Source organism: Dongia sp. (assembly GCF_041909655.1).
Lineage (GTDB): Bacteria > Pseudomonadota > Alphaproteobacteria > Dongiales > Dongiaceae > Dongia.
Map to the genome: position 1 here is coordinate 444,798 of NZ_JAYRDA010000002.1, position 18,851 is coordinate 463,648.

Consider the following 18,851-nt stretch of genomic DNA (forward strand, 5'->3'; position numbering starts at 1 on the left):
GGGGGAGGAAGCTTGGGATGAGCGGGACATTTGCCGAGGAAGACGGCGGAGCCGGCGCTGGGGGCAGCGGCGTCCGGGCCCGTTCGCGCGCGCGAATCGAGGCCAATATCCGTCGCGCCGCGGAAGAAGTCTTCGCCGAAATGGGATTCGAAGGGGCGAGCACCAGCCTCATCGCCAAGCGCGCGGGCCTGCCCAAGGCCAATCTGCATTATTATTTCAAGACCAAGAACGACCTCTATCAATTCGTGCTGCGGGACATCATCGAGCTGTGGCTCAATACCGCGCAGGAGATCCAGCCCGATGCCGATCCGGCGACGGCGCTCGCTCATTACATCGCGCAGAAGATCGACCTTGCCCGCGACCGACCGATCGCGTCGCGCGTCTTTGCCAATGAGGTGCTGCACGGGGCGCCGCGCTTCGACGAATTCATGCGCCGGGACCTCAAGGAATGGGTCGAGCGCAAGGCGGCGATCATCGATGGCTGGGTGGCGCAGGGCCGCATCGATGCGGTTGACCCGAAGCATCTCTTCTTCATGATCTGGGCCACGACGCAGACCTATTCGGATTTCACCGTGCAGATCGCCGCCGTGCTCGGCCGCCGCGAACTCACCGATAGCGATTACCGCCTCGCCGCCGACCAGATCACCAAGATCATCCTCAAGGGCTGCGGCCTCAGCGAACCCAGCGAGGGTTGAGCACCAGACCAAAGAAGAAGGGGCCGCGTTCGAGATGAACGCGGCCCCTTTCTACTTTCAGCCATCGGGAAGGTTAGACGCTGGCACCCTTCGAGAAGGGCAGAACACGAACCGTCTTCCCCGTCGCCATTGCCAAAGCATTGGCGACGGCCGGGCCGATCACCGGCACGCCGGGTTCGCCGACACCGGAGGGCAGGTTCTCGCTGGGGACGATATGTGTCTCGACCACCGGCATCTCGTCGATGCGGAGCGGCAGATAGGAATCGTAATTGCTCTGATCGACCGCGCCAGCCGTCAGGGTCAATTCCTCATGCAGGACCGACCCCAGGCCGAAACCGATCCCACCTTCCATCTGGGCGCGGATCTGGTCGGGGTTGATGGCGGTGCCGCAATCGACCGCGACCACCACCTTGGTGACCTTGAAGCCGCCGGTGGGCTTCGCGGGATCGTCGAGCTTGATGTCGGCGATCTCGGCCACTACGGTGCCGAAGGATTCATGGAGCGCCACGCCGCGATAGGTGCCTTCGGGCATGGCCTCGCCCCATTTCGCCTTCTCGGCGGCGAGGTTGAGCACGGCAAGATGCTTCGGGTGGTCCTTCAGCAAATTGCGCCGCAACTCGACCGGATCCTTGCCGCCCGCCCGCGCCACCTCGTCGATCATCGTTTCCATGGCATAGGCCGTGTGGGTATGGCCGACCGAGCGCCACCACAGGACAGGCACGCCGACCTGCGCATTGGTAACCTGGACGTTGAGCGCGGGGATCGCATATTTGGTGTCGTTCACACCTTCGACCGAGGTGCCGTCGATACCGTCCTTCACCGCGAAGGATTCGAACGGTGTGCCGATCAGCAGCGCCTGGCCGACCAGGCGGTGATCCCAGCCAAGGATGTTGCCGGCATCGTCGAGGCCGACCTTGACCTTGTGGACATAGAGCGGGCGGTAGCGGCCGCCGGTCATATCGTCCTCGCGGGTCCAGAGCACCTTGACCGGCGCCTTCCAGCCGATGGCCTTCGCGGTTTCGACCGCCTCGACCATGATGTCGGCATCGGTGACCGCGCGCCGGCCGAAGCCGCCGCCGGTCTTCATGACATGAAGCTTCACCTTGTCCGGCGTCACGCCGGCGATCCCAGCGGTGACGGCCTGATAGAGATCGGGCATCTGATGGCCACCCCAGATTTCCAGCGCGCCGTCCTTCATCTGCGCCACGGCATCCAAAGGCTCGAGGCCGGCATGGGCGAGATAGGGGAACTCGTAGGTGGCTTCGATGACCTTCGCCGCCCCCGCGATGGCGGCAGCCGCATCGCCGGTATTGGCGGCAACGAGGCCGGGCTTGTCGGCCGCCGCCTTGTATTCCGTCATCAGATCCGCCGAGCCGCGCTTTTCGGCGGCCGAATCATCCCATTCGACGGTGAGAGCATTGCGGCCCTGCATCGCCGCCCAGGTATTCTCGGCCACCACCGCGACACCGCGCGAAATCTGCACGACATCGACGACACCCTTCACCGCCTTGGCGGGTGCTGCGTCGAAGCTCTTCACCTTGGCGCCGAAGAGCGGCGGATGCGCCACCACGGCGGTGAGCATGCCGGGCAGCTTCACGTCGATGGTGAAATCCTGGCGCCCGGTTGACTTCAGATTGGAATCCAGCCGGCGGAACGTCTCCGACCCGATCACCTTCCATTCATTGCGCGGCTTCAGCGCGACTTCCGCCGGGAGCGGCTGCTTGGCGGCGGCTTCCGCCATCTCGCCGAAGGTTGCCTTCTTGCCGGAAGAATGGCTGAGCTCGCCCTTGGCGACCGTGATCTCGGCAGCAGGCACGCCCCAGCTATCGGCGGCGGCATTCACCAGCATGGTGCGGGTGATGGCACCGGCGCGGCGATAGCGCTCGAAGGAGGAGAACATCGCCGAGGACCCGCCGGTCCCCTGTGCGACACCGCCCCAGGCGACATTGCCGTAATATTTCGTGTTGCCGGAACCGCCCTCGACGACGAGCTGGCTCCAATCGGCTTCCAATTCCTCGGCCACCAAAGTGGCGATGCCGTGATAGCAGCCCTGGCCCATATCCATATGCGCCGAGAGGATCGTCACCTTGTTGTCGGGCGAGATCGAGATATAGGCATCGAAGGGATTGGGATCGGTCCCTTCCGCCGCCAACGCGTTGCGCGCGGGGAAAGCGAGCTTGAAACCAACACCGGTCGCGGCGGCGCCCACCAGGAACTGGCGGCGGCTCGGCTGGAAGCGGGAAAGCTGCTGGGTGAGATTGCTGATTTTCATGGCTGTGTCCTCCCTCAACCAATCGCCTTGGCGGCATCATGGATGCCGGCGCGGATGCGCTGATAGGTGGCGCAGCGGCAGAGATTGCCGTTCATCGCCGCGTCGATATCGGCGTCAGAGGGTTTCGGGTTGTCCTTGAGGAGGGCCACGGCGGACATCACCTGGCCGGATTGGCAATAGCCGCATTGCGGCACGTCGAGCGCGGTCCACGCGGCCTGCACGGCCTCGGCTTCCTTGCCGCCCACGCCTTCGATGGTGGTGATTGAGGTCCCTTCCGCGGCCGAGACCGGGGTGACGCAGGAGCGGATGGCGACGCCATCCTGATGCACGGTGCAGGCGCCGCATTGCGCCATGCCGCAGCCGAATTTGGTGCCGGTGAGCCCCACGATGTCGCGGATCGCCCAAAGCAAGGGCATCTCGGGATCGACATCGAGATCGTGAACCTGGCCGTTGATGGTGAGTTTCATGAAAGCCTCCTGGCTGGAATGCGCGACCTGCCTCGCGGCGGATCTGCTTTTGCTCGGATCGTCTGGTATCTCGGCAAAGGGCTGCAATATGTGTCGGAATGTTGACAGCGCCGGCCCGAAATATCTCTCCCGCTTGGTCGAGCAGCGATGTGGGGATGGATATAGATCCCACGCGCGCCGTCACAAGCGCTGAATGGGATTAGGCAAGAAAAAAGGAGGTCGACATGTGCCCGGCGCATGACATCCGGCGATGCATGCCGGACACGCATGTGACGATTGCCTATTCCTCTCACCCCTTTGCTCATTTCTGGCTTTGCCGGTGGCGCATTCCCATGCAGTAATTGTCCCGGCCATCACATCCAGCAGGGACCATCCTATGTCCGTCGAGCTCTATATCGCCTTCGTTCTCGCGAGCCTTGTCCTGGTGATCGTGCCGGGCCCGACGGTGAGCCTGATCGTCGCCAATGCGCTGCGCCATGGCAGCGGCGCCGGTTTCAAGAATGTGCTGGGGACGCAAGCGGGACTGGCCGTCATGCTGGCGGTGGCCGGGATCGGCCTCACCTCGCTCATCGCGGCCATGGGGGCGTGGTTCGAATGGCTGCGCCTCGCCGGTGCGCTCTATCTCATCTATCTGGGCTGGAAGATGTGGCGCGGGGCGGACAGTCTCGCCGATGGCCTCGGCAATGCCGCGGCGCGGACGCCCCGTGGCGGATTTTTCCTGCAAGGCTTCCTGGTCGCGATCAGCAATCCGAAGATGCTGTTCTTCTTCGGTGCCTTCTTCCCGCAATTCCTCGATCCCGCGCGCCCCGAGGGACCGCAGATCGCACTGATGGGTGCGACCGCCATGGTGCTGGCGGCGATCAGCGACGGCGCCTATGCCTATCTCGCCGGCGGATTGGGCCGCGTGCTCTCAAAGAACCGCCTCAAGCTCATCGGCCGCATGAGCGGCGCCTGCCTCATCGGCGGCGGGTTGTGGCTGGCGGCGCAGCGCGGGCGCGCATGATTGCCGGTGGGGCGTTCTATCGCGCGCTGCTGCTGATGATCGCCACCACCGCGCTCTGGGCGCTCGCGTTTATCGTGCCGGTGATGATGCCCGAGGCCACGGCGCTCGACATCACCTTCGGGCGCTACTTCGCCTATGGCATCTGTTCGCTGGCGCTGCTGTGGCGCTTCGGCAAGATCCGCTTCACCTGGCGCGATTGGTGCCTCGCCACCGCCTTCGCGCTGTTCGGCAATCTGCTCTATTACGCGCTGCTGGTGCTGGGCATCCAATTGGCCGGGCCGGCTTTGGCGGTGATCATCATCGGCCTGCTGCCGGTCAGCGTGGCGCTGTGGGGAAATCACGGCGGGGGAAATGCCGGGGCGCGCGAAGCACCCTTCCGCAAGCTCGCGCTGCCGTTGGCGCTGGTGCTGGCCGGATTGCTGCTGGTGAATATCTCGCGCAGCGACGGCCGGGTCGAAGCCGGCCCGCTTCTCGTCATCGGCATTCTCTGTCTCGTGGCACCCGTGCTGATGTGGACCTGGTACGCGGTCGCCAATGCACGCTTCCTGAAGCGGCGCACGGAGATCGGGGCCGGCGAATGGGCGAGCGCCATCGGTGTCGCGACCCTCGCGCTGACGCTTCTCGCTTTTCCGCTCCATCTGGTCCTCGGCGGCGGATGGCAATCCATCGGGCATCTGTTCGCGACCGGCGATTGGCTGTGGCTTGCCTTCTGGAGCACGGTTCTTGGCCTCGGGGCCTCCTGGGGTGCCGCCATGCTGTTCAACGCCGCGTCGAAAAATCTTCCAGTGACCCTGACCGGACAGTTGATCGTCTTTGAGACTATTTTCGGCGCGTTCTACGTTTTTCTGGCCGAAGGCAGCCCGCCGCACCTGATGGAGCTTGCCGGATTTGCGCTCTCGGTATTGGGTATCTGGATATCGATTCGGGCCTTGCAGCGTCACCAGCGGGCGAGGCTGCCGGTCGCCGGATGAGATCACATAACAAGCAACAGGCCATCATGACCTTGCCTACCGAGATCCGTGCCTTCTTCGACGGCTATGCCCGCGCCTTCACCGCCCAGGACGCGGCGGCCATTTGCGATCACTACCAATTCCCGGTGCAGATTCTCTCGGAAGATACCGGCTATGTGTTCCGCGACCGGGCGGAGATGCTGGCCGACATGAAAGGCTTCGTCGCCTTCTACGACAAGGTCGATTTCGCCGCGGCGCGGATCGCGAGCTTCACCTATCAGAAGCTTTCCAAGGCCTTCGGTCAGGCGCATGTCGATTGGGAACTGATCGATAAATCGGGCGGCCATATCGTCGGCTTCCACACCACCTATACCCTGCGCGTCGACGGCAAGGGCAGCGCCGACGGCAAGCCTGCCATCATCGGCATCCTCGCCCATTCCGAAGACAGCGCCTGGCGCGAACGCGGCGTGCCGGTGGATTGGTGAGGGTAATTTTGAGCGCACCCCCATGTTGTCATGGCCCGATTTAGTCGGGCCATCCACGAGTTTGTTGGCCGCTGATGAAAGCAACTCGTGGATCCCCCGCCTTCGCGGGGGATGACAGCAAGGAATGAGGGGGACAAGTGACGCGCGCCAAACTTCGCAAGATCGATCAAAGCGCTATCGGGCATGGTTCGCGGTGTCGGAGGATGTCCGGATGAAAGCAACCCCATGAAGCCGATCACCAGCCTCGATTACAGCCGCCGCGTGGAAAGGGTCCTGCGCCATATCGGCGAGAACCTGGAGCGGGATATCGATCTCAACGCCCTCGCGGAGATCGCGTGTCTCTCGCCCTATCACTTCCACCGCGTTTATGCGGGGATGCTGGGCGAGACGGTGAGCGAGACCGTGCGGCGGCTGCGCCTGCACCACGCGGCGGGTGCCCTGGTCGAGAGCGAGGCGGCGATTGCCGGCATTGCGACCCGCGCGGGTTACGGCAGCGTCGCGGCCGTCGGCCGGGCCTTTCAATCGGCCTATGGCATGGCGCCCGCGGCCTATCGGAAGCGCGGCTTCCTGGTGGCGGAATATCCAGCATCCGATCCGACGGACAACCCAACCGGATCGGAGGACAACATGTTTCCCGTCACCTTGCGCGATACCAAGCCCGTGCGCCTTGCCGCCTTGCGCCATCATGGTCATTACCTAGAAATCGGCCCGGTCTTCGGTCGGCTTTACGCCTGGGCGGCACCACGCGGATTGATGACACCCACGACGCGCGGCATCGGCATCTATTACAGCGACACCAACGCGCTGCCACCGGCCGAGTGGAAATCCGATGCCTGTATCAGCGTGGGATCGGACGTCAAAGGCGAGGATGACGTGCGTGTGATCGACCTCGCCGGCGGGCGCCATGCGGTGCTCCTCCACAAGGGGCCCTATGCGGAACTGCACAAGGCCTATAACTGGCTGTTCGGCACCTGGCTGCCGGCGAGCGGCGAGGAGCCGGCGGACCGGCCCTGTTTCGAGGAATATCTCAACAACCCGCAGGATTTGCCGCCGGAGGAATGGCTGACCGAGATCAGCCTGCCGCTGGTGGCGAAATAGACACGAAAGCGTGAGGGGCCGTGACGGCGTGACGGATTGTGCGCGCCGTCACTGGCGACCGTGCAACGGGCGCCCATACTTCAATCCCAGAACGCGATCCCGGCGACGGCCGATTGGGTTGTTCGCTGGCGGGGTCGGTATCCTGGGAGAAGTGCCATGACCACCTTGTTGCGTAAATCCAGTGCCGTCTGTGCCATCCTCGCCCTCACCTGCTTCGTGCCGCAGATCAGCTTCGCGGAACAGCCGCTGGTGCTGGAAACCAAGCCCAAGCTCAATGCCGGCCAGTTTGTTGCCAATTGCCAGACCATCGGCGGCACGGTCAGCGATGCCGGCCAGACCGGCCATGGCGGGCGCGCCGTCAATTGCCAGAAAGATAACGGCCTCGACGTGACCTGCGATTTCAACCCGAACCAGCCGGCGACCTGCCAGGGCAACGGTCCGCGCCCGCAGTAACGAATCTGTAGCCAAGAAAAACGGCCGGCCCCGCATGGGACCGGCCGTTTTCTTTGGTGCGATGGAAGGCTTCTGTTATTCCGCCGCCTTCTCTTGCGCCCGCGAAACGGCCTTAGGCGCGCGGATGGCATTGACCTTGGCGACCGCGTCGAAGATCGCGGGGAAGGTCGGGCGGTTGATGTAGCGGCCGGCGCCGCGTTCCACTTTCAGCTCACCCTTTTCATAGACGACCTTGCCGCGCGAAATCGTGACGCTGGCATTCCCGGTGACGCTCATGCCTTCGAAGATGTTGTAATCGACCTTCTGGTGATGGGTCTTCGCGGAGATGGTGCGCGTCGCCTTGGGGTCCCAGACCACGATATCGGCATCGGCACCGATGCTGACCGAGCCCTTCCGGGGATAGATGTTGAAGATCTGCGCGGCGGCCGTGGAGGTCACGCGCACGAATTCGGAGCGCGTCAACCTGCCAGTGCCGACACCGTGATGCCACAGCACCGACATGCGGTCCTCGATGCCGCCGGTGCCGTTGGGGATCTTGGTGAAATCGTTGCGGCCCGCCGCCTTCTGATCGGCGCAGAAGCAGCAATGATCGGTCGCCGTGGTGTGGAGGTTGCCGGCCTGGAGTGCGCGCCAGAGAATTTCCTGATTTTCCTTCGGGCGGAAGGGCGGGCTCATCACATGGGCCGCCGCCACATGCCAATCGGGATGGCGATAGACGCTGTCATCGATGAGGAGATGGCCGGCGAGAACCTCGCCATATACGCGCTGCCCCTCGTTGCGGGCGCGGGTGATCGCCTCGACCGCTTCCTTGCAGGAATTGTGGACGATATAGAGCGGATTGCCGATCACCTGCGCCACACGGATGGCGCGGTTGGCCGCCTCGCCCTCGACCTCGGGCGGACGCGACATGGGATGGCCTTCGGGGCCGGTGATGCCTTTCTTCAAGACCTCGGCCTGGAGGTGATAGACCAGCTCGCCATTCTCGGCATGGACCGTCGGCATGGCGCCCAGTTCCAGGCAGCGCGCGAAGCTCTGCACCAGGTTTTCGTCCGGCACCATGATCGCGTTCTTGTAGGCCATGAAATGCTTGAACGAATTGACACCGCGCTCGCGCGCCAGCACGCCCATATCCTCGCGCACCTGATCCGACCACCAGGTGACGGCGACGTGGAAGGAATAATCGGCGCAGGATTTCTCGGCCCATTCGCGCCATTGATCATAGGCGGAGAGCAGCGAGGTCTGCGGTGCCGGAATGACGAAATCGATGATCATGGTGGTGCCGCCGGCAATGCCCGCCGCGGTGCCGGAGAAGAAATCCTCGGAGGCGACCGTTCCCATGAAGGGAAGCTGCATATGCGTATGCGGGTCGATCCCGCCCGGCATCACATATTGCCCGCCGGCATCCACCACCTTGGCACCCATCGGCGCCTGGAGATCCGGCCCGATCGCCTTGATGAGGCCGTCCTCGCAATAAACGTCCGCCCGGGCCTCGCCCTCGGCATTGACGATGGTGCCGCCGCGAATAAGTAGAGACATGGCAACGCTCCCTTGGCTGGCCGCCCTCCGCACGCGTAACCCACGCGGAGAACCCTGGCTCACTATGTCAGCTTCCCGCCGGCTGGTTGAGTCCCGCCGGTAATCTTGATCGGTTGGTCAGAGATGTTACGGGAAAGATCGGAGAGGGGGAAGTGGGGTTTAATTTCAACCAAGGGAAGAAAGGACAAATGAACAACGACAACTAAATATGCATTTGCCCCTAGGTGAGCCAGTCAAATCCATTATATTTAAAGAATGACGAAGTTCGTTGGAGATGCCTTGGCAACGATCCATGCAGCGCTTGGCCCGCTTCCGCTGCGCATTGTCGAGATAGCCTTGACGGTCAGCCTGTCATGGTATTGGGGGAACAGATCGTGGCTGGAGAGCCAAAACTTGACTGCCTCTATTTTTGACGGGTTTCTGATTTTCTGCACCGTGGCCTTTGGATTGCTGACGACGCATTTGCTGGTGTATGCGACCAGAATTCGACGCTCCTTCGAGCCACAATTGCAACTATCGCTAGTTTCAAACGCCAAAGAAATTTCAACGCTTGCGATATTTGGCGATAAGCGCGTGGATTCTGTCGTCGAATATGTGCGTCTTCGCGCTATTGGAATCGGGAGCAGCGGAGAAGTGTCCTCTGCATTTCTGACTCAAATCATTGACCCGAGTGGGAAGGAACTTTTGTCAGCATCTTCGTTACCGCATCCTTCATTACGCTGGACTGCAACCGAAAATCACTTCGATCACATTCCCTCAAAGGTCGAGCGCCATTTAGATGTCTTACGAAAAGGAGACAAGTTACACATTGCTGAAGATAGTCAGCCCAAATCTCAGTATCGGTCGCTCTTCAATGACATAGGGACCTATCGGCTGACAATTGTTGTGGTCACTGGGGTTTCAAGATCCGAACTTAAGATTAAAGTTAATTGGAGTGGTCCGGACAAACCGCTAACGGCCGAAGAAGATGTTTCGTGACTATAAGAACCAGCTGAGAGCGATCTTCGCCCTTCACACAACACCGCTTCGACCTATAATTGCCGCCTGCGGTGAGACTCCCGAGATGGTGGCAAGGCGCTTTTGCGCTGGCTTGGTGGAGGCGGAAGATGCCGAGAAACGACCCGATGGCTGCCCCGGCGAAAACCTGGGACAAGTTCGGCGACAAGCGGATCAAGTTGCTGCATCCGAAGATTCGCGCGGATGCGGCCATTCTCATCAACGCCATCGAGGAGAAGCTGGGTATGCGCATGCGCGTGACGCAAGGCCTGCGCACCATCGCCGAGCAGAACGCGCTGTTTGAAAAGGGCCGCTCGAAGCCGGGCAAGATCGTCACCAATGACCGAGGCGGCGAGAGCTATCACAATTTCGGCCTGGCCATAGATCTGTGCGAGATCCGCAATGGCGAGGCGATCTGGGAATGCGATTGGGCGAAGATCGCGCCCGTCGCCAAGAAGCTCGGCTGGGAATGGGGCGGCAACTGGACCAGTTTCAAGGACCGGCCGCATTTCCAGAAGGTCTTCGGCAAATCAACGGCGCAGCTGCGAAGGCTGCATGCGGCGCTGGCCGATCCCAAGGGCTATGTCGAACTCGGCTAGGCCCCTGGCGGTCACGGGAGGTTTCCATGGCAGAGCCATCCGACCGACGCGAGAAAGATACCCCGGGGAAGGACAATTGGGACAAGCTTTCGGTCCTCTCGGGCTTTCTCGCGGCCGTCTTCGTGCCGATCGCCATCGCCGTGGTCGGCCATTGGTACACGGCGGCGATCAAGGACCGCGAGACCGCGATCAGCGAGCGGGACCAGAAGATCCGCGAGGACATTTTCAAGCGCGAATGGGTGCAGCTTGGCCTCGAGATTCTGCGCGACGGCGACACCACGCCCAACATCCGGAAATGGGGCGTGCAGATCGTCAGCCATTACGCGGCGGTCGAGATGACCGACGAGGTGAAGGACGCCTTCGCGGCGGGCGATGTGCTGCCCGAAAGTGCCAGCCTGCCCCTCACTGTGCAGCAGGCCGTGGCGCAACAGCAGATGGTCGCCCTGCCCTCACAAACCTCGCGCAGCAGCGAGATGGACAGGCTGCAATCGCGCGGCATCGAGGCCTTGCTCAACCAGGACCTGGACGGCGCCATTGTGGCCTATAACGATGCCTATCAGTTGTGGCCGACTTTTCGAAACGTCGATGAAATCCGCCGCCTGTTGATGGAACATGCCGAGGCCGAGGGGCCGCTGGCGGATTTCCCGGCGATCTACAAGAGCATCCTGCGGATGGATCTGCGGGGAGTCGATCGGTCGCTGCTGGCGCAGTTGGAGGCGAAGGCCGCGGGGAACTGACCATCCTAAAAACTTGATCTATTACGACATTGCCGAACGCCCCTGCCTCTGCGCAGATTACGCGCTCAACGCGGCCCGATCCCGCCAGATTCATGAGTGCGCCACCTTGTCGACTTCCGACACGACTCCGATGACCCAGCCGGTCGCCTCCCCCTCTTTGCGCGGTATCCTCTGCCTGGTCGGCGGGGCGACCGTATTTTCCCTGCAGGATGTGGTCATCAAGATGATGAGCGGGGGTTATCCGCTCTCTCAGGTATTAACCCTGCGCTGTGTCATCGCCTTCGTGCCGCTCTATTTCCTGCTGCGTTTCGGCGGCGGCGGTTTGCGGGCGCTGAATTCGCAGCGCTTGCCGCTGCTGCTGGTGCGCGCCGCTTTGCTGCTGGTGGCCTATACGACCTATTATCTCGCCATGGCGACGCTGCCCTTGGCCGTCGTCGTGGCCCTCTTTTTCGCCGCCCCCTTGTTCATCGTGGTGCTGGCGCAGCCCTATCTCGGCGAGAGGGTGAACGGGACGCAGGTCCTGGCGGTCTCGGTGGGCTTTGTCGGCGTCATCGTGATCTGCAGGCCGGGCGGCGATCTCCTCGATCCTGCCGCCTTCCTCGCCATTCTCTCGGCGCTGGTCTATGGCATGGCGGCGCTGCTGGCCCGCAAGATGGGCGATACCGAGAGTGGCGCCGTCATGGCGATCTATCAGAATGTGATCTTCCTGGCCGGTGCCATGGTCATCGCCATGATCACCAATGCGGGCACCGATCTCAGCATCGCCGTCGAGCATCGCAGCCTTACCTTCCTGCTGCGCCCCTGGGTGATGCCGGGCCTGACCGATTTCCTGCTCATTGCCTCGACCGGGCTGGTGGGGGCCTGCGGCTCGTTCCTGCTCACACAGGCCTATCGCCTGGCCGAGGCCAATGTGGTGGCGCCCTTCGAATATGCCTCGATCCCGATCGCCACCATGTTCGGCTGGGCGATCTGGAACGAGGTGCCGGATCGCTATACCCTGATCGGCATCGCCCTCATCATCGGCGCCGGGCTTTATGTCCTGCGCTCGAAGCGCAAGACCGCCTGAGGCCGCTTGCCTCGCCGGGTGGCCGGTTCTATGTTCCACCCGAAACCTGAACCGACTTCAAGATTATCCCCATGATCCTCGGCGCCCTGCTGAAGCGCAAACTGGCCGTGCTGGGCCTGATCGTCATCGCCCTCTTCGCGCTGGCGGCGATCCTGGCGCCCTGGGTGGCACCCTATGACCCCACCCTGTCGCCGGTCATTGCCGAGAGCCCGCCCAGCGCCCAGTTCTGGCTGGGCACGGATCTCCTCGGCCGCGATCTGCTCTCGCGCATGATCCACGGGGCGCGGGCGACCTTGCTGGTGGGGATTCTGGCGAACGGCATCGCCCTTGCCATCGGGGCCACGATCGGCATCACGGCGGGTTATCTGCGCGGCTGGGTGGGTGGTGCTCTCATGCGCTTCACCGATCTGATGTCAGCCTTTCCGGCCTTGCTGCTCGCCATCCTCCTCGCCGCCATGTTCGATCCCAGCCTCTGGATCGTGGTCATCGTCATCGCGCTGGTGAGTTGGGTCCAGGTCGCCCGCGTGGTCTATGCCGAGACTGTGTCGCTGGCCGAGCGGGATTACGTGGTGGCCGTGCGCGCGATCGGGGCCGGGACGCCGCGCATCCTCCTCCGCCATGTGCTGCCGCATCTCCTTCCCATCCTCATCGTCTGGGGGACACTCGGCATCGCCACCACCTCGCTCTTCGAGGCGATGCTCTCCTATCTCGGCATGGGCGTGCAGCCGCCGACCCCCTCCTGGGGCAATATGGTCAACGAGAACCAGACCTATTTCGAAAGCGCCCCCTGGCTGGTTTTCTTCCCGGGCCTCGCCATCGGCCTCCTCGCCCTCTCCTTCAATCTGGTGGGCGATGCCTTGCGCGACATCCTCGATCCCACCTTGCGGGGACGGCATTGATGGCGGGCTATCTGATCCGGCGCCTCATTCAGTCCCTGCTGATCCTGATCGGGATCAGCTTCATCACCTATATTCTCCTCTTCCTCCTCCCTTCGGACCCAGCGCGGCAGGTGGCGGGGCGGACCGCCAGCGTCGAGCAGGTGGAACAGGTGCGCGCGCAGCTCGGTCTCGACAAGCCGGTCTGGCAGCAATACGCGGTCTATCTCGGCAAGCTGGCGACCGGCGATCTCGGCCGCTCCTATGTGCAACGGAGCGAGGTCTCGGCGCTGATCGCCTCGCGCCTGCCGGCAACACTCCTCCTCATGGTGGCGGCCATCCTCTGCGAACTGGCGATCGGCCTCACCTTGGGAGCGCTCGCGGCCTTCAAGCGCAATTCGGCGCTGGATCAAGGCGTCATGATCGGCGCCTTCGTCTTCGTCTCCACGCCGCAATTCCTGGTGGGCTATACGCTGCTCTATGTCTTTGCGGTCTGGCTGGGCTGGTTCCCGATCGGCGGCTATGGCACGTTCAGCCACCTCGTCCTCCCCGCCCTCACCTTGGGCCTGCTGGGCGGCGGCTGGTATGCGCGCATGATGCGCTCCAGTGTCATTGAAGTGCTGCGCCAGGATTTCGTGCGCACGGCACGCGCCAAGGGATTGGGGCGCTGGCGCATCATCTTCGTCCATATCGTGCCCAATGCGATCCTCCCCATCATCGCCATGATCGGCATCGATATCGGACTTTTCATGAGCGGGATCGTGGTGGTGGAATCGGTGTTCGGCTGGCCCGGTATCGGGCAGCTGACCTGGCAGGCGATCCAGCAACAGGACATTCCGATCATCATGGGCGTGACGCTGGTCTCGGCCTGTGCCATCGTGCTCGGCAATCTGCTGGCCGATCTTGCCGCTCCTTTCGTCGACCCGCGCATCCGGCTGAAATGACCAAATGACCCACCAAATCAAAACAAAGAAAGACAGGAGGTTCTGATGAATCGCTTACTGGCATCGGTTTCGATCGTGACGCTGCTGGCGCTGGGCGCCTGCGGCGAGGAGAAGAAGGAAGAAGCCGCGCAGACCGAAACGGCACCTGCTGCGACCGAACAGGCGGCAGCCCCCGCCGCGGAACCAGCGGCCGCCCCGGCAGCGGCAACGGCCGAGCCTAAACAGGGCGGTTCGATGATCGTCACCTTCAAGGACGATCTCCCCACCCTCGATCCCGCGATCGGCTATGACTGGAAGAACTGGTCGGTGATCAAGAGCGTGTTCGACGGCCTCCTCGATTACAAGCCCGGCACCACCGAGATCGTGCCCGACCTTGCCGAGAGCTTCGAGACCTCGGCCGACGGTCTCACCTACACCTTCAAGCTGCGCCAGGGGGTGAAGTTCCATAACGGCCGCGAGATGAAGGCCGCCGATGTGAAGTATTCCTTCGAGCGCATGATCAATCCGGCAACCCAGAGCCCGGGTGCCGCCTATTATGCCGGCATCAAGGGCTTTGCCGAATATCAGGGCGGCAGCGCCACGGAAGTCGCCGGCATCACCACGCCGGACGATTACACGGTGAAATTCGAACTGACCGCGCCAGATGCCACCACGCTGCATCTGATGGCGCTCAATTTCGGCTTCATCGTGCCGAAGGAAGAGGTCGAGAAGGCCGGCGCCGATTTCGGCAAGATGCCGGTCGGCACCGGCGCTTTCAAGGTCACGGAATGGACGTCCGGCCAGAAGATCGTGCTGGACCGCAACGCCGATTACTTCAAGGCGGGCCTGCCGCGCCTCGACAAGATCACCTTCGAGATCGGCCAGGAACCGGTGGTGGCCCTCCTCCGCCTGCAGAAGGGCGAGATCGACATCGCCGGCGACGGCATTCCGCCGGCGAAATTCGAGGAGATCATGAACGACCCCGCCGCCAAGGAACTGGTCATCACCGCCGATCAGCTCCATACCGGCTATGTCACCATGAACGTCACCATGAAGCCCTTCGACAACGTGGCCGTGCGCCAGGCGGTCAACATGGCGATCAACAAGGACCGCATCGTCCAGTTGATCAACAACCGCGCGGTGCCGGCCAATCAGCCGCTGCCGCCCGCCATGCCGGGCTACGACGCCTCCTACAAGGGCTATGCCTATGACGTCGAAGGCGCGAAGGCCAAGCTGAAGGAAGCGGGCCTCGAGGCCGGGTTCGAGACCGATCTCTATGTCATGAACACCGACCCGCAGCCGCGCATCGCCCAGGCGATCCAGCAGGATCTCCAGGCGATCGGCATCAAGGCCAATCTCAAATCCCTCGACATGGGCACCGTCATCGCCGCCGGCGGCAAGAAGGATGGCGCGCCGATGATCTGGTCGGGCGGCATGGCCTGGATCGCCGACTTCCCCGATCCCAGCAATTTCTACACCGCGATCCTGGGCTGCGGCGGCGCGGTCGAGGGCGGCTGGAACTGGGCCTGGTATTGCAACGAGGCTCTCGACAAGCGCATGGGCGAAGCCAATGCCATCACCGATCCGGCGAAGGCAGGCGAACGCGCCACGGCCTGGGGCAAGATCTTCACCGATCTGATGGCGGACGCCCCCTGGGCGCCGGTCTTCAACGAGAAGGCCTATGTCGTGCACAGCAAGCGGGTGCAGGGACCGGACGGCGTCTTCGCCGACCCGATCCACATCCCGGTCAATTACGACGAAGTCTTCGCCACCGACGCGAAGTAAGACCCGAGCCAAATGGGGCGGTCCAAAAACGGGCCGCCCCATCTTCTATTTCCGAAACGAGGCCCCTCATGAGCGGTTCCCATTCCCACCCGCACCACACGATTCATCGCCATCATCGCCATCATGGCTGGGATAACAGCCTGCAGCCCGTCCTCACCGTGGCACCGGGCGACGTGATCGATCTGGAGACGATCGATTCCTCCGGCGGGCAGATCACGCCCGCCTGGACGGTCGCCGATATGGGCAAGCTCGATTTCGCCAAGGTCAACCCGACCACGGGGCCGATCTATATCGACGGCGCCGAGCCCGGCGATGCGGTGAAGGTGACGCTGGTCTCCTATCGTCCCAGCGGCTGGGGCTGGACCGCCAATATTCCGGGTTTCGGCTTGCTCGCCGACCAGTTCAAGGACCCTGCTCTTCATATCTGGAAATACGACGCCCAGAGCCTGGCGCCCGCCATGTTCGGTAGCCTCGCTGCCGTGCCCTTGAAGCCTTTTGCCGGCACGATCGGCCTCGCGCCGGCCGAAAAGGGTCTCCATTCCGTGGTGCCGCCGCGGCGCATGGGCGGCAATATGGATATCCGCGACATGGCTGCCGGGACCGAGCTTTATCTGCCGGTCGAGGTGAAGGGCGCCCTCTTCTCGCTGGGCGACACCCATGCCGCGCAAGGTGATGGCGAGGTCTGCGGCACCGCCATTGAAAGCCCGATGGACGTCACCGTGAAACTGGAACTGGTGAAGGGCGCCAATCTCGCCTTCCCGCGTTTCCGCACGCCGGGTCCGGTTACGCGTCATCTCGACGCCCAGGGCTATGACGTCACCACGGGGATCGGCGCCGATCTCATGGAAGGTGCCAAGGCCGCCGTCTCCGGCATGATCGATCTCATCACCAAGCGGCACAAGATCAGCGCCGTCGATGCCTATATGCTCTGTTCGGTCTGCGGCGATTTGCGGATCAGCGAGATCGTCGACATGCCCAATTGGGTGGTCTCGTTCTATTTCCCCCGCGTGGTGCTCGATTGAATTGCGGCTACGCATATTTGTATCGTCATGGTCCGCGCAGGCGGACCATCCACGAGTTTGCCCAAGACTGAAGAAAGAAACTCGTGGATCCTCCGCCTTCGCGGAGGATGACGAGAAGAGAACCGATGACTTCATCAACGCCCCCTACCGACCTCCTCCTCGACGTGCGCGATCTCAGTGTCGAATTCGCCTCGGATCGCGGTGGCGTGCGGGTCATCGACCGGCTGAGCTTCGACTTGAGGGCCGGCGAGACCCTGTGCATTGCCGGGGAATCCGGCTCGGGGAAATCGGTGACGGCGCTTTCGCTCATGGGATTGTTGCCGAAACCGGGCGGGCGGATCGTGGGGGGATCGGCGCAATTCCTGGGACGCGATCTGTTCCAGCTCGACGACCGGGCGATGGCGGATCTCCGCGGCAACGAGATCGCGATGATCTTCCAGGAACCGATGACCTCGCTCAATCCCGTGCTCAGCATCGGCACGCAATTGACCGAAGGGCTGGTGCGGCATCTGGGCTTGAGCGCCAGGGCGGCGAATGCGCGGGCGCTGGAAGCCCTGGAGGCGGTTCGCATCTCGGAACCGCAGCGGCGCCTGGCGCAATACCCGCACGAGCTTTCCGGCGGCATGCGCCAGCGCGTGATGATCGCGATGGCGATGGCTGCCCGGCCCAAGATTCTGATCGCCGACGAGCCCACCACGGCGCTCGACGTCACCATCCAGGCGCAGATCCTGGAATTGATGGCGAGTTTGCAGCGCGAGACGGGTACCGCCATCATCATGATCACCCATGACATGGGCGTCGTCGCCGAGATCGCCGACCGCGTCGTCGTCATGAAGAAGGGCGAGGCGGTGGAACGCGGCGAGACCGCGGCTCTCTTCCGTCACCAAACGCATCCCTATACCAAGGCACTGCTGGCCGCCGTGCCGACCTTCAGCCAGGGTGAGGCGGCACCCGCCAGCCCGCCGGTCGCCGGCAAGAAGCCGCTGATCGAGGTCAAGGACCTCATCGTCCGCTTCGACGTCAAAGGCGGGTTGCTGCAGCGGGTGACGCAACGCGTGCACGCGGTCGAGAAGATCAGCTTCGATCTCAAGCCCGGCGAGACCCTGGCGCTGGTTGGGGAATCCGGCTGCGGCAAATCCACCACCGGCAAGGCAATCATGCAATTGGTGCCCTCGACCGGTGCCATCAGCATCGACGGCGAAAAGACCGCGGGACATTCCCGCGCCGAATTGAAGGCGATCCGCCGCCGCGTGCAGATGATCTTCCAGGATCCCCTGGCCTCGCTTGACCCACGCATGAATGTGGGCGATCTGGTGATGGAGCCCCTGGTCATCCACAAGATCGGCACGCCCCAATCGCGACGCGAGAAGGCGGCCGAGTTGTTCCGCCGTGTCGGCTTGACCGCGGATCACATGGCCCGCTTCCCGCATGAATTTTCCGGCGGGCAGCGCCAGCGCATCTGTATCGCGCGGGCACTCGCCCTCAATCCCAAGGCGATCGTCGCCGATGAATGCGTCTCGGCCCTCGACGTTTCGATCCAGGCGCAGATCCTGGAATTGATGCAGGAATTGCAGAACGAGCTTGGCATCTCCTATCTCTTCATCTCCCATGACATGGCGGTGGTCGAGCGCATCAGCCACCGTGTCGCGGTGATGTCGCTGGGCCAGATCGTCGAGACCGGCCCCACCCGGGCCGTGCTCGGCAACCCGCAGCACGCCTATACGAAGAAGCTGCTGGGTGCCGTGCCGATCCCGGACCCGGCGCGTCGCCATCTGGACCGCAAGCGGATCGAGGGCGAGGTGCCGAGCCCGTTCCGGCCCGCCCATTACGAGCCCGAATATGTAACCTTCCGAGAAGTCGATACCGGCCATTTCGTGGCCGCCTGAGGG

At 63.0% G+C, this 18,851-nt stretch carries 18 protein-coding genes; 15 read left to right on the forward strand and 3 right to left on the reverse strand.

Annotated features, from left to right (window positions below):
- Window positions 1–17: 17 nt before the first annotated feature.
- Window positions 18–695, forward strand: coding sequence for a TetR/AcrR family transcriptional regulator (locus ACE3PR_RS05185; protein WP_374368916.1), 678 nt, complete (start codon window positions 18–20; stop codon window positions 693–695).
- Window positions 696–768: 73 nt separating this feature from the next.
- On the opposite strand, the gene ACE3PR_RS05190 is transcribed toward ACE3PR_RS05185, so the two are convergent.
- Both ACE3PR_RS05190 and ACE3PR_RS05195 read right to left on the reverse strand, forming a co-directional pair.
- The gene (locus ACE3PR_RS05190) at window positions 769–2,967 is read right to left on the reverse strand and encodes a molybdopterin cofactor-binding domain-containing protein (protein WP_374368918.1); all 2,199 of its coding nucleotides are present in this window, start codon (window positions 2,965–2,967) and stop codon (window positions 769–771) included.
- A gap of 14 nt (window positions 2,968–2,981) precedes the next feature.
- Window positions 2,982–3,434 carry a (2Fe-2S)-binding protein gene (locus tag ACE3PR_RS05195; RefSeq protein WP_374368920.1) on the reverse strand — a complete coding sequence of 151 codons (453 nt, stop codon included), beginning with the start codon at window positions 3,432–3,434 and terminating at the stop codon, window positions 2,982–2,984.
- Window positions 3,435–3,810: 376 nt separating this feature from the next.
- Here ACE3PR_RS05195 and ACE3PR_RS05200 point away from each other — a divergent pair, with 376 nt between their 5' ends.
- From ACE3PR_RS05200 to ACE3PR_RS05220, 5 genes are all read left to right on the forward strand, one after another.
- Window positions 3,811–4,437: a LysE family translocator gene (locus ACE3PR_RS05200; RefSeq protein WP_374368922.1), complete on the forward strand. Its 627-nt coding sequence runs from the start codon at window positions 3,811–3,813 to the stop codon at window positions 4,435–4,437.
- Window positions 4,407–5,408, forward strand: coding sequence for a DMT family transporter (locus tag ACE3PR_RS05205; RefSeq protein WP_374368924.1), 1,002 nt, complete (start codon window positions 4,407–4,409; stop codon window positions 5,406–5,408). The genes ACE3PR_RS05200 and ACE3PR_RS05205 overlap by 31 nt, the downstream gene beginning before the upstream one ends.
- 26 nt (window positions 5,409–5,434) lie before the next feature.
- Window positions 5,435–5,872, forward strand: a complete 438-nt coding sequence (locus tag ACE3PR_RS05210) for a hypothetical protein (protein WP_374368926.1) — start codon at window positions 5,435–5,437, stop codon at window positions 5,870–5,872.
- Between the two features lie 225 nt (window positions 5,873–6,097).
- Entirely contained in the window at window positions 6,098–6,970 is an 873-nt protein-coding gene (locus ACE3PR_RS05215) for a GyrI-like domain-containing protein (RefSeq protein ID WP_374368928.1), read from the forward strand.
- A 156-nt stretch (window positions 6,971–7,126) separates the two neighbouring features.
- A complete protein-coding gene (locus ACE3PR_RS05220; RefSeq protein ID WP_374368930.1) occupies window positions 7,127–7,423 on the forward strand; it encodes a hypothetical protein in 297 nt (98 codons plus the stop codon).
- Window positions 7,424–7,498: 75 nt separating this feature from the next.
- Here the strand turns inward: ACE3PR_RS05220 and hydA are convergent, their stop codons facing one another.
- Entirely contained in the window at window positions 7,499–8,959 is a 1,461-nt protein-coding gene (gene hydA, locus ACE3PR_RS05225) for a dihydropyrimidinase (RefSeq protein WP_374368932.1), read from the reverse strand.
- A gap of 279 nt (window positions 8,960–9,238) precedes the next feature.
- Between hydA and ACE3PR_RS05230 the strand changes: the two genes are divergently transcribed.
- From ACE3PR_RS05230 to ACE3PR_RS05270, 9 genes are all read left to right on the forward strand, one after another.
- Window positions 9,239–9,937, forward strand: coding sequence for a hypothetical protein (locus tag ACE3PR_RS05230; protein WP_374368934.1), 699 nt, complete (start codon window positions 9,239–9,241; stop codon window positions 9,935–9,937).
- A 128-nt stretch (window positions 9,938–10,065) separates the two neighbouring features.
- The gene (locus ACE3PR_RS05235) at window positions 10,066–10,554 is read left to right on the forward strand and encodes a M15 family metallopeptidase (protein ID WP_374368936.1); all 489 of its coding nucleotides are present in this window, start codon (window positions 10,066–10,068) and stop codon (window positions 10,552–10,554) included.
- A gap of 26 nt (window positions 10,555–10,580) precedes the next feature.
- Window positions 10,581–11,291: a hypothetical protein gene (locus ACE3PR_RS05240; RefSeq protein ID WP_374368938.1), complete on the forward strand. Its 711-nt coding sequence runs from the start codon at window positions 10,581–10,583 to the stop codon at window positions 11,289–11,291.
- 106 nt (window positions 11,292–11,397) lie between these two features.
- Window positions 11,398–12,357, forward strand: a complete 960-nt coding sequence (locus tag ACE3PR_RS05245; protein ID WP_374368940.1) for a DMT family transporter — start codon at window positions 11,398–11,400, stop codon at window positions 12,355–12,357.
- Between the two features lie 71 nt (window positions 12,358–12,428).
- A complete protein-coding gene (locus ACE3PR_RS05250) occupies window positions 12,429–13,256 on the forward strand; it encodes an ABC transporter permease (RefSeq protein ID WP_374368942.1) in 828 nt (275 codons plus the stop codon).
- Window positions 13,256–14,176: an ABC transporter permease gene (locus tag ACE3PR_RS05255; RefSeq protein ID WP_374368944.1), complete on the forward strand. Its 921-nt coding sequence runs from the start codon at window positions 13,256–13,258 to the stop codon at window positions 14,174–14,176. Before ACE3PR_RS05250 ends, ACE3PR_RS05255 begins: the two co-directional genes overlap by 1 nt.
- A 45-nt stretch (window positions 14,177–14,221) precedes the next feature.
- Entirely contained in the window at window positions 14,222–15,940 is a 1,719-nt protein-coding gene (locus tag ACE3PR_RS05260) for an ABC transporter substrate-binding protein (RefSeq protein WP_374368946.1), read from the forward strand.
- Window positions 15,941–16,008: 68 nt separating this feature from the next.
- The gene (locus tag ACE3PR_RS05265; RefSeq protein ID WP_374368948.1) at window positions 16,009–16,962 is read left to right on the forward strand and encodes an acetamidase/formamidase family protein; all 954 of its coding nucleotides are present in this window, start codon (window positions 16,009–16,011) and stop codon (window positions 16,960–16,962) included.
- Window positions 16,963–17,087: 125 nt separating this feature from the next.
- Window positions 17,088–18,848 (forward strand): ABC transporter ATP-binding protein, encoded by a 1,761-nt coding sequence (locus ACE3PR_RS05270; RefSeq protein WP_374368950.1) that lies wholly within the window; start codon window positions 17,088–17,090, stop codon window positions 18,846–18,848.
- Window positions 18,849–18,851: the final 3 nt, after the last annotated feature.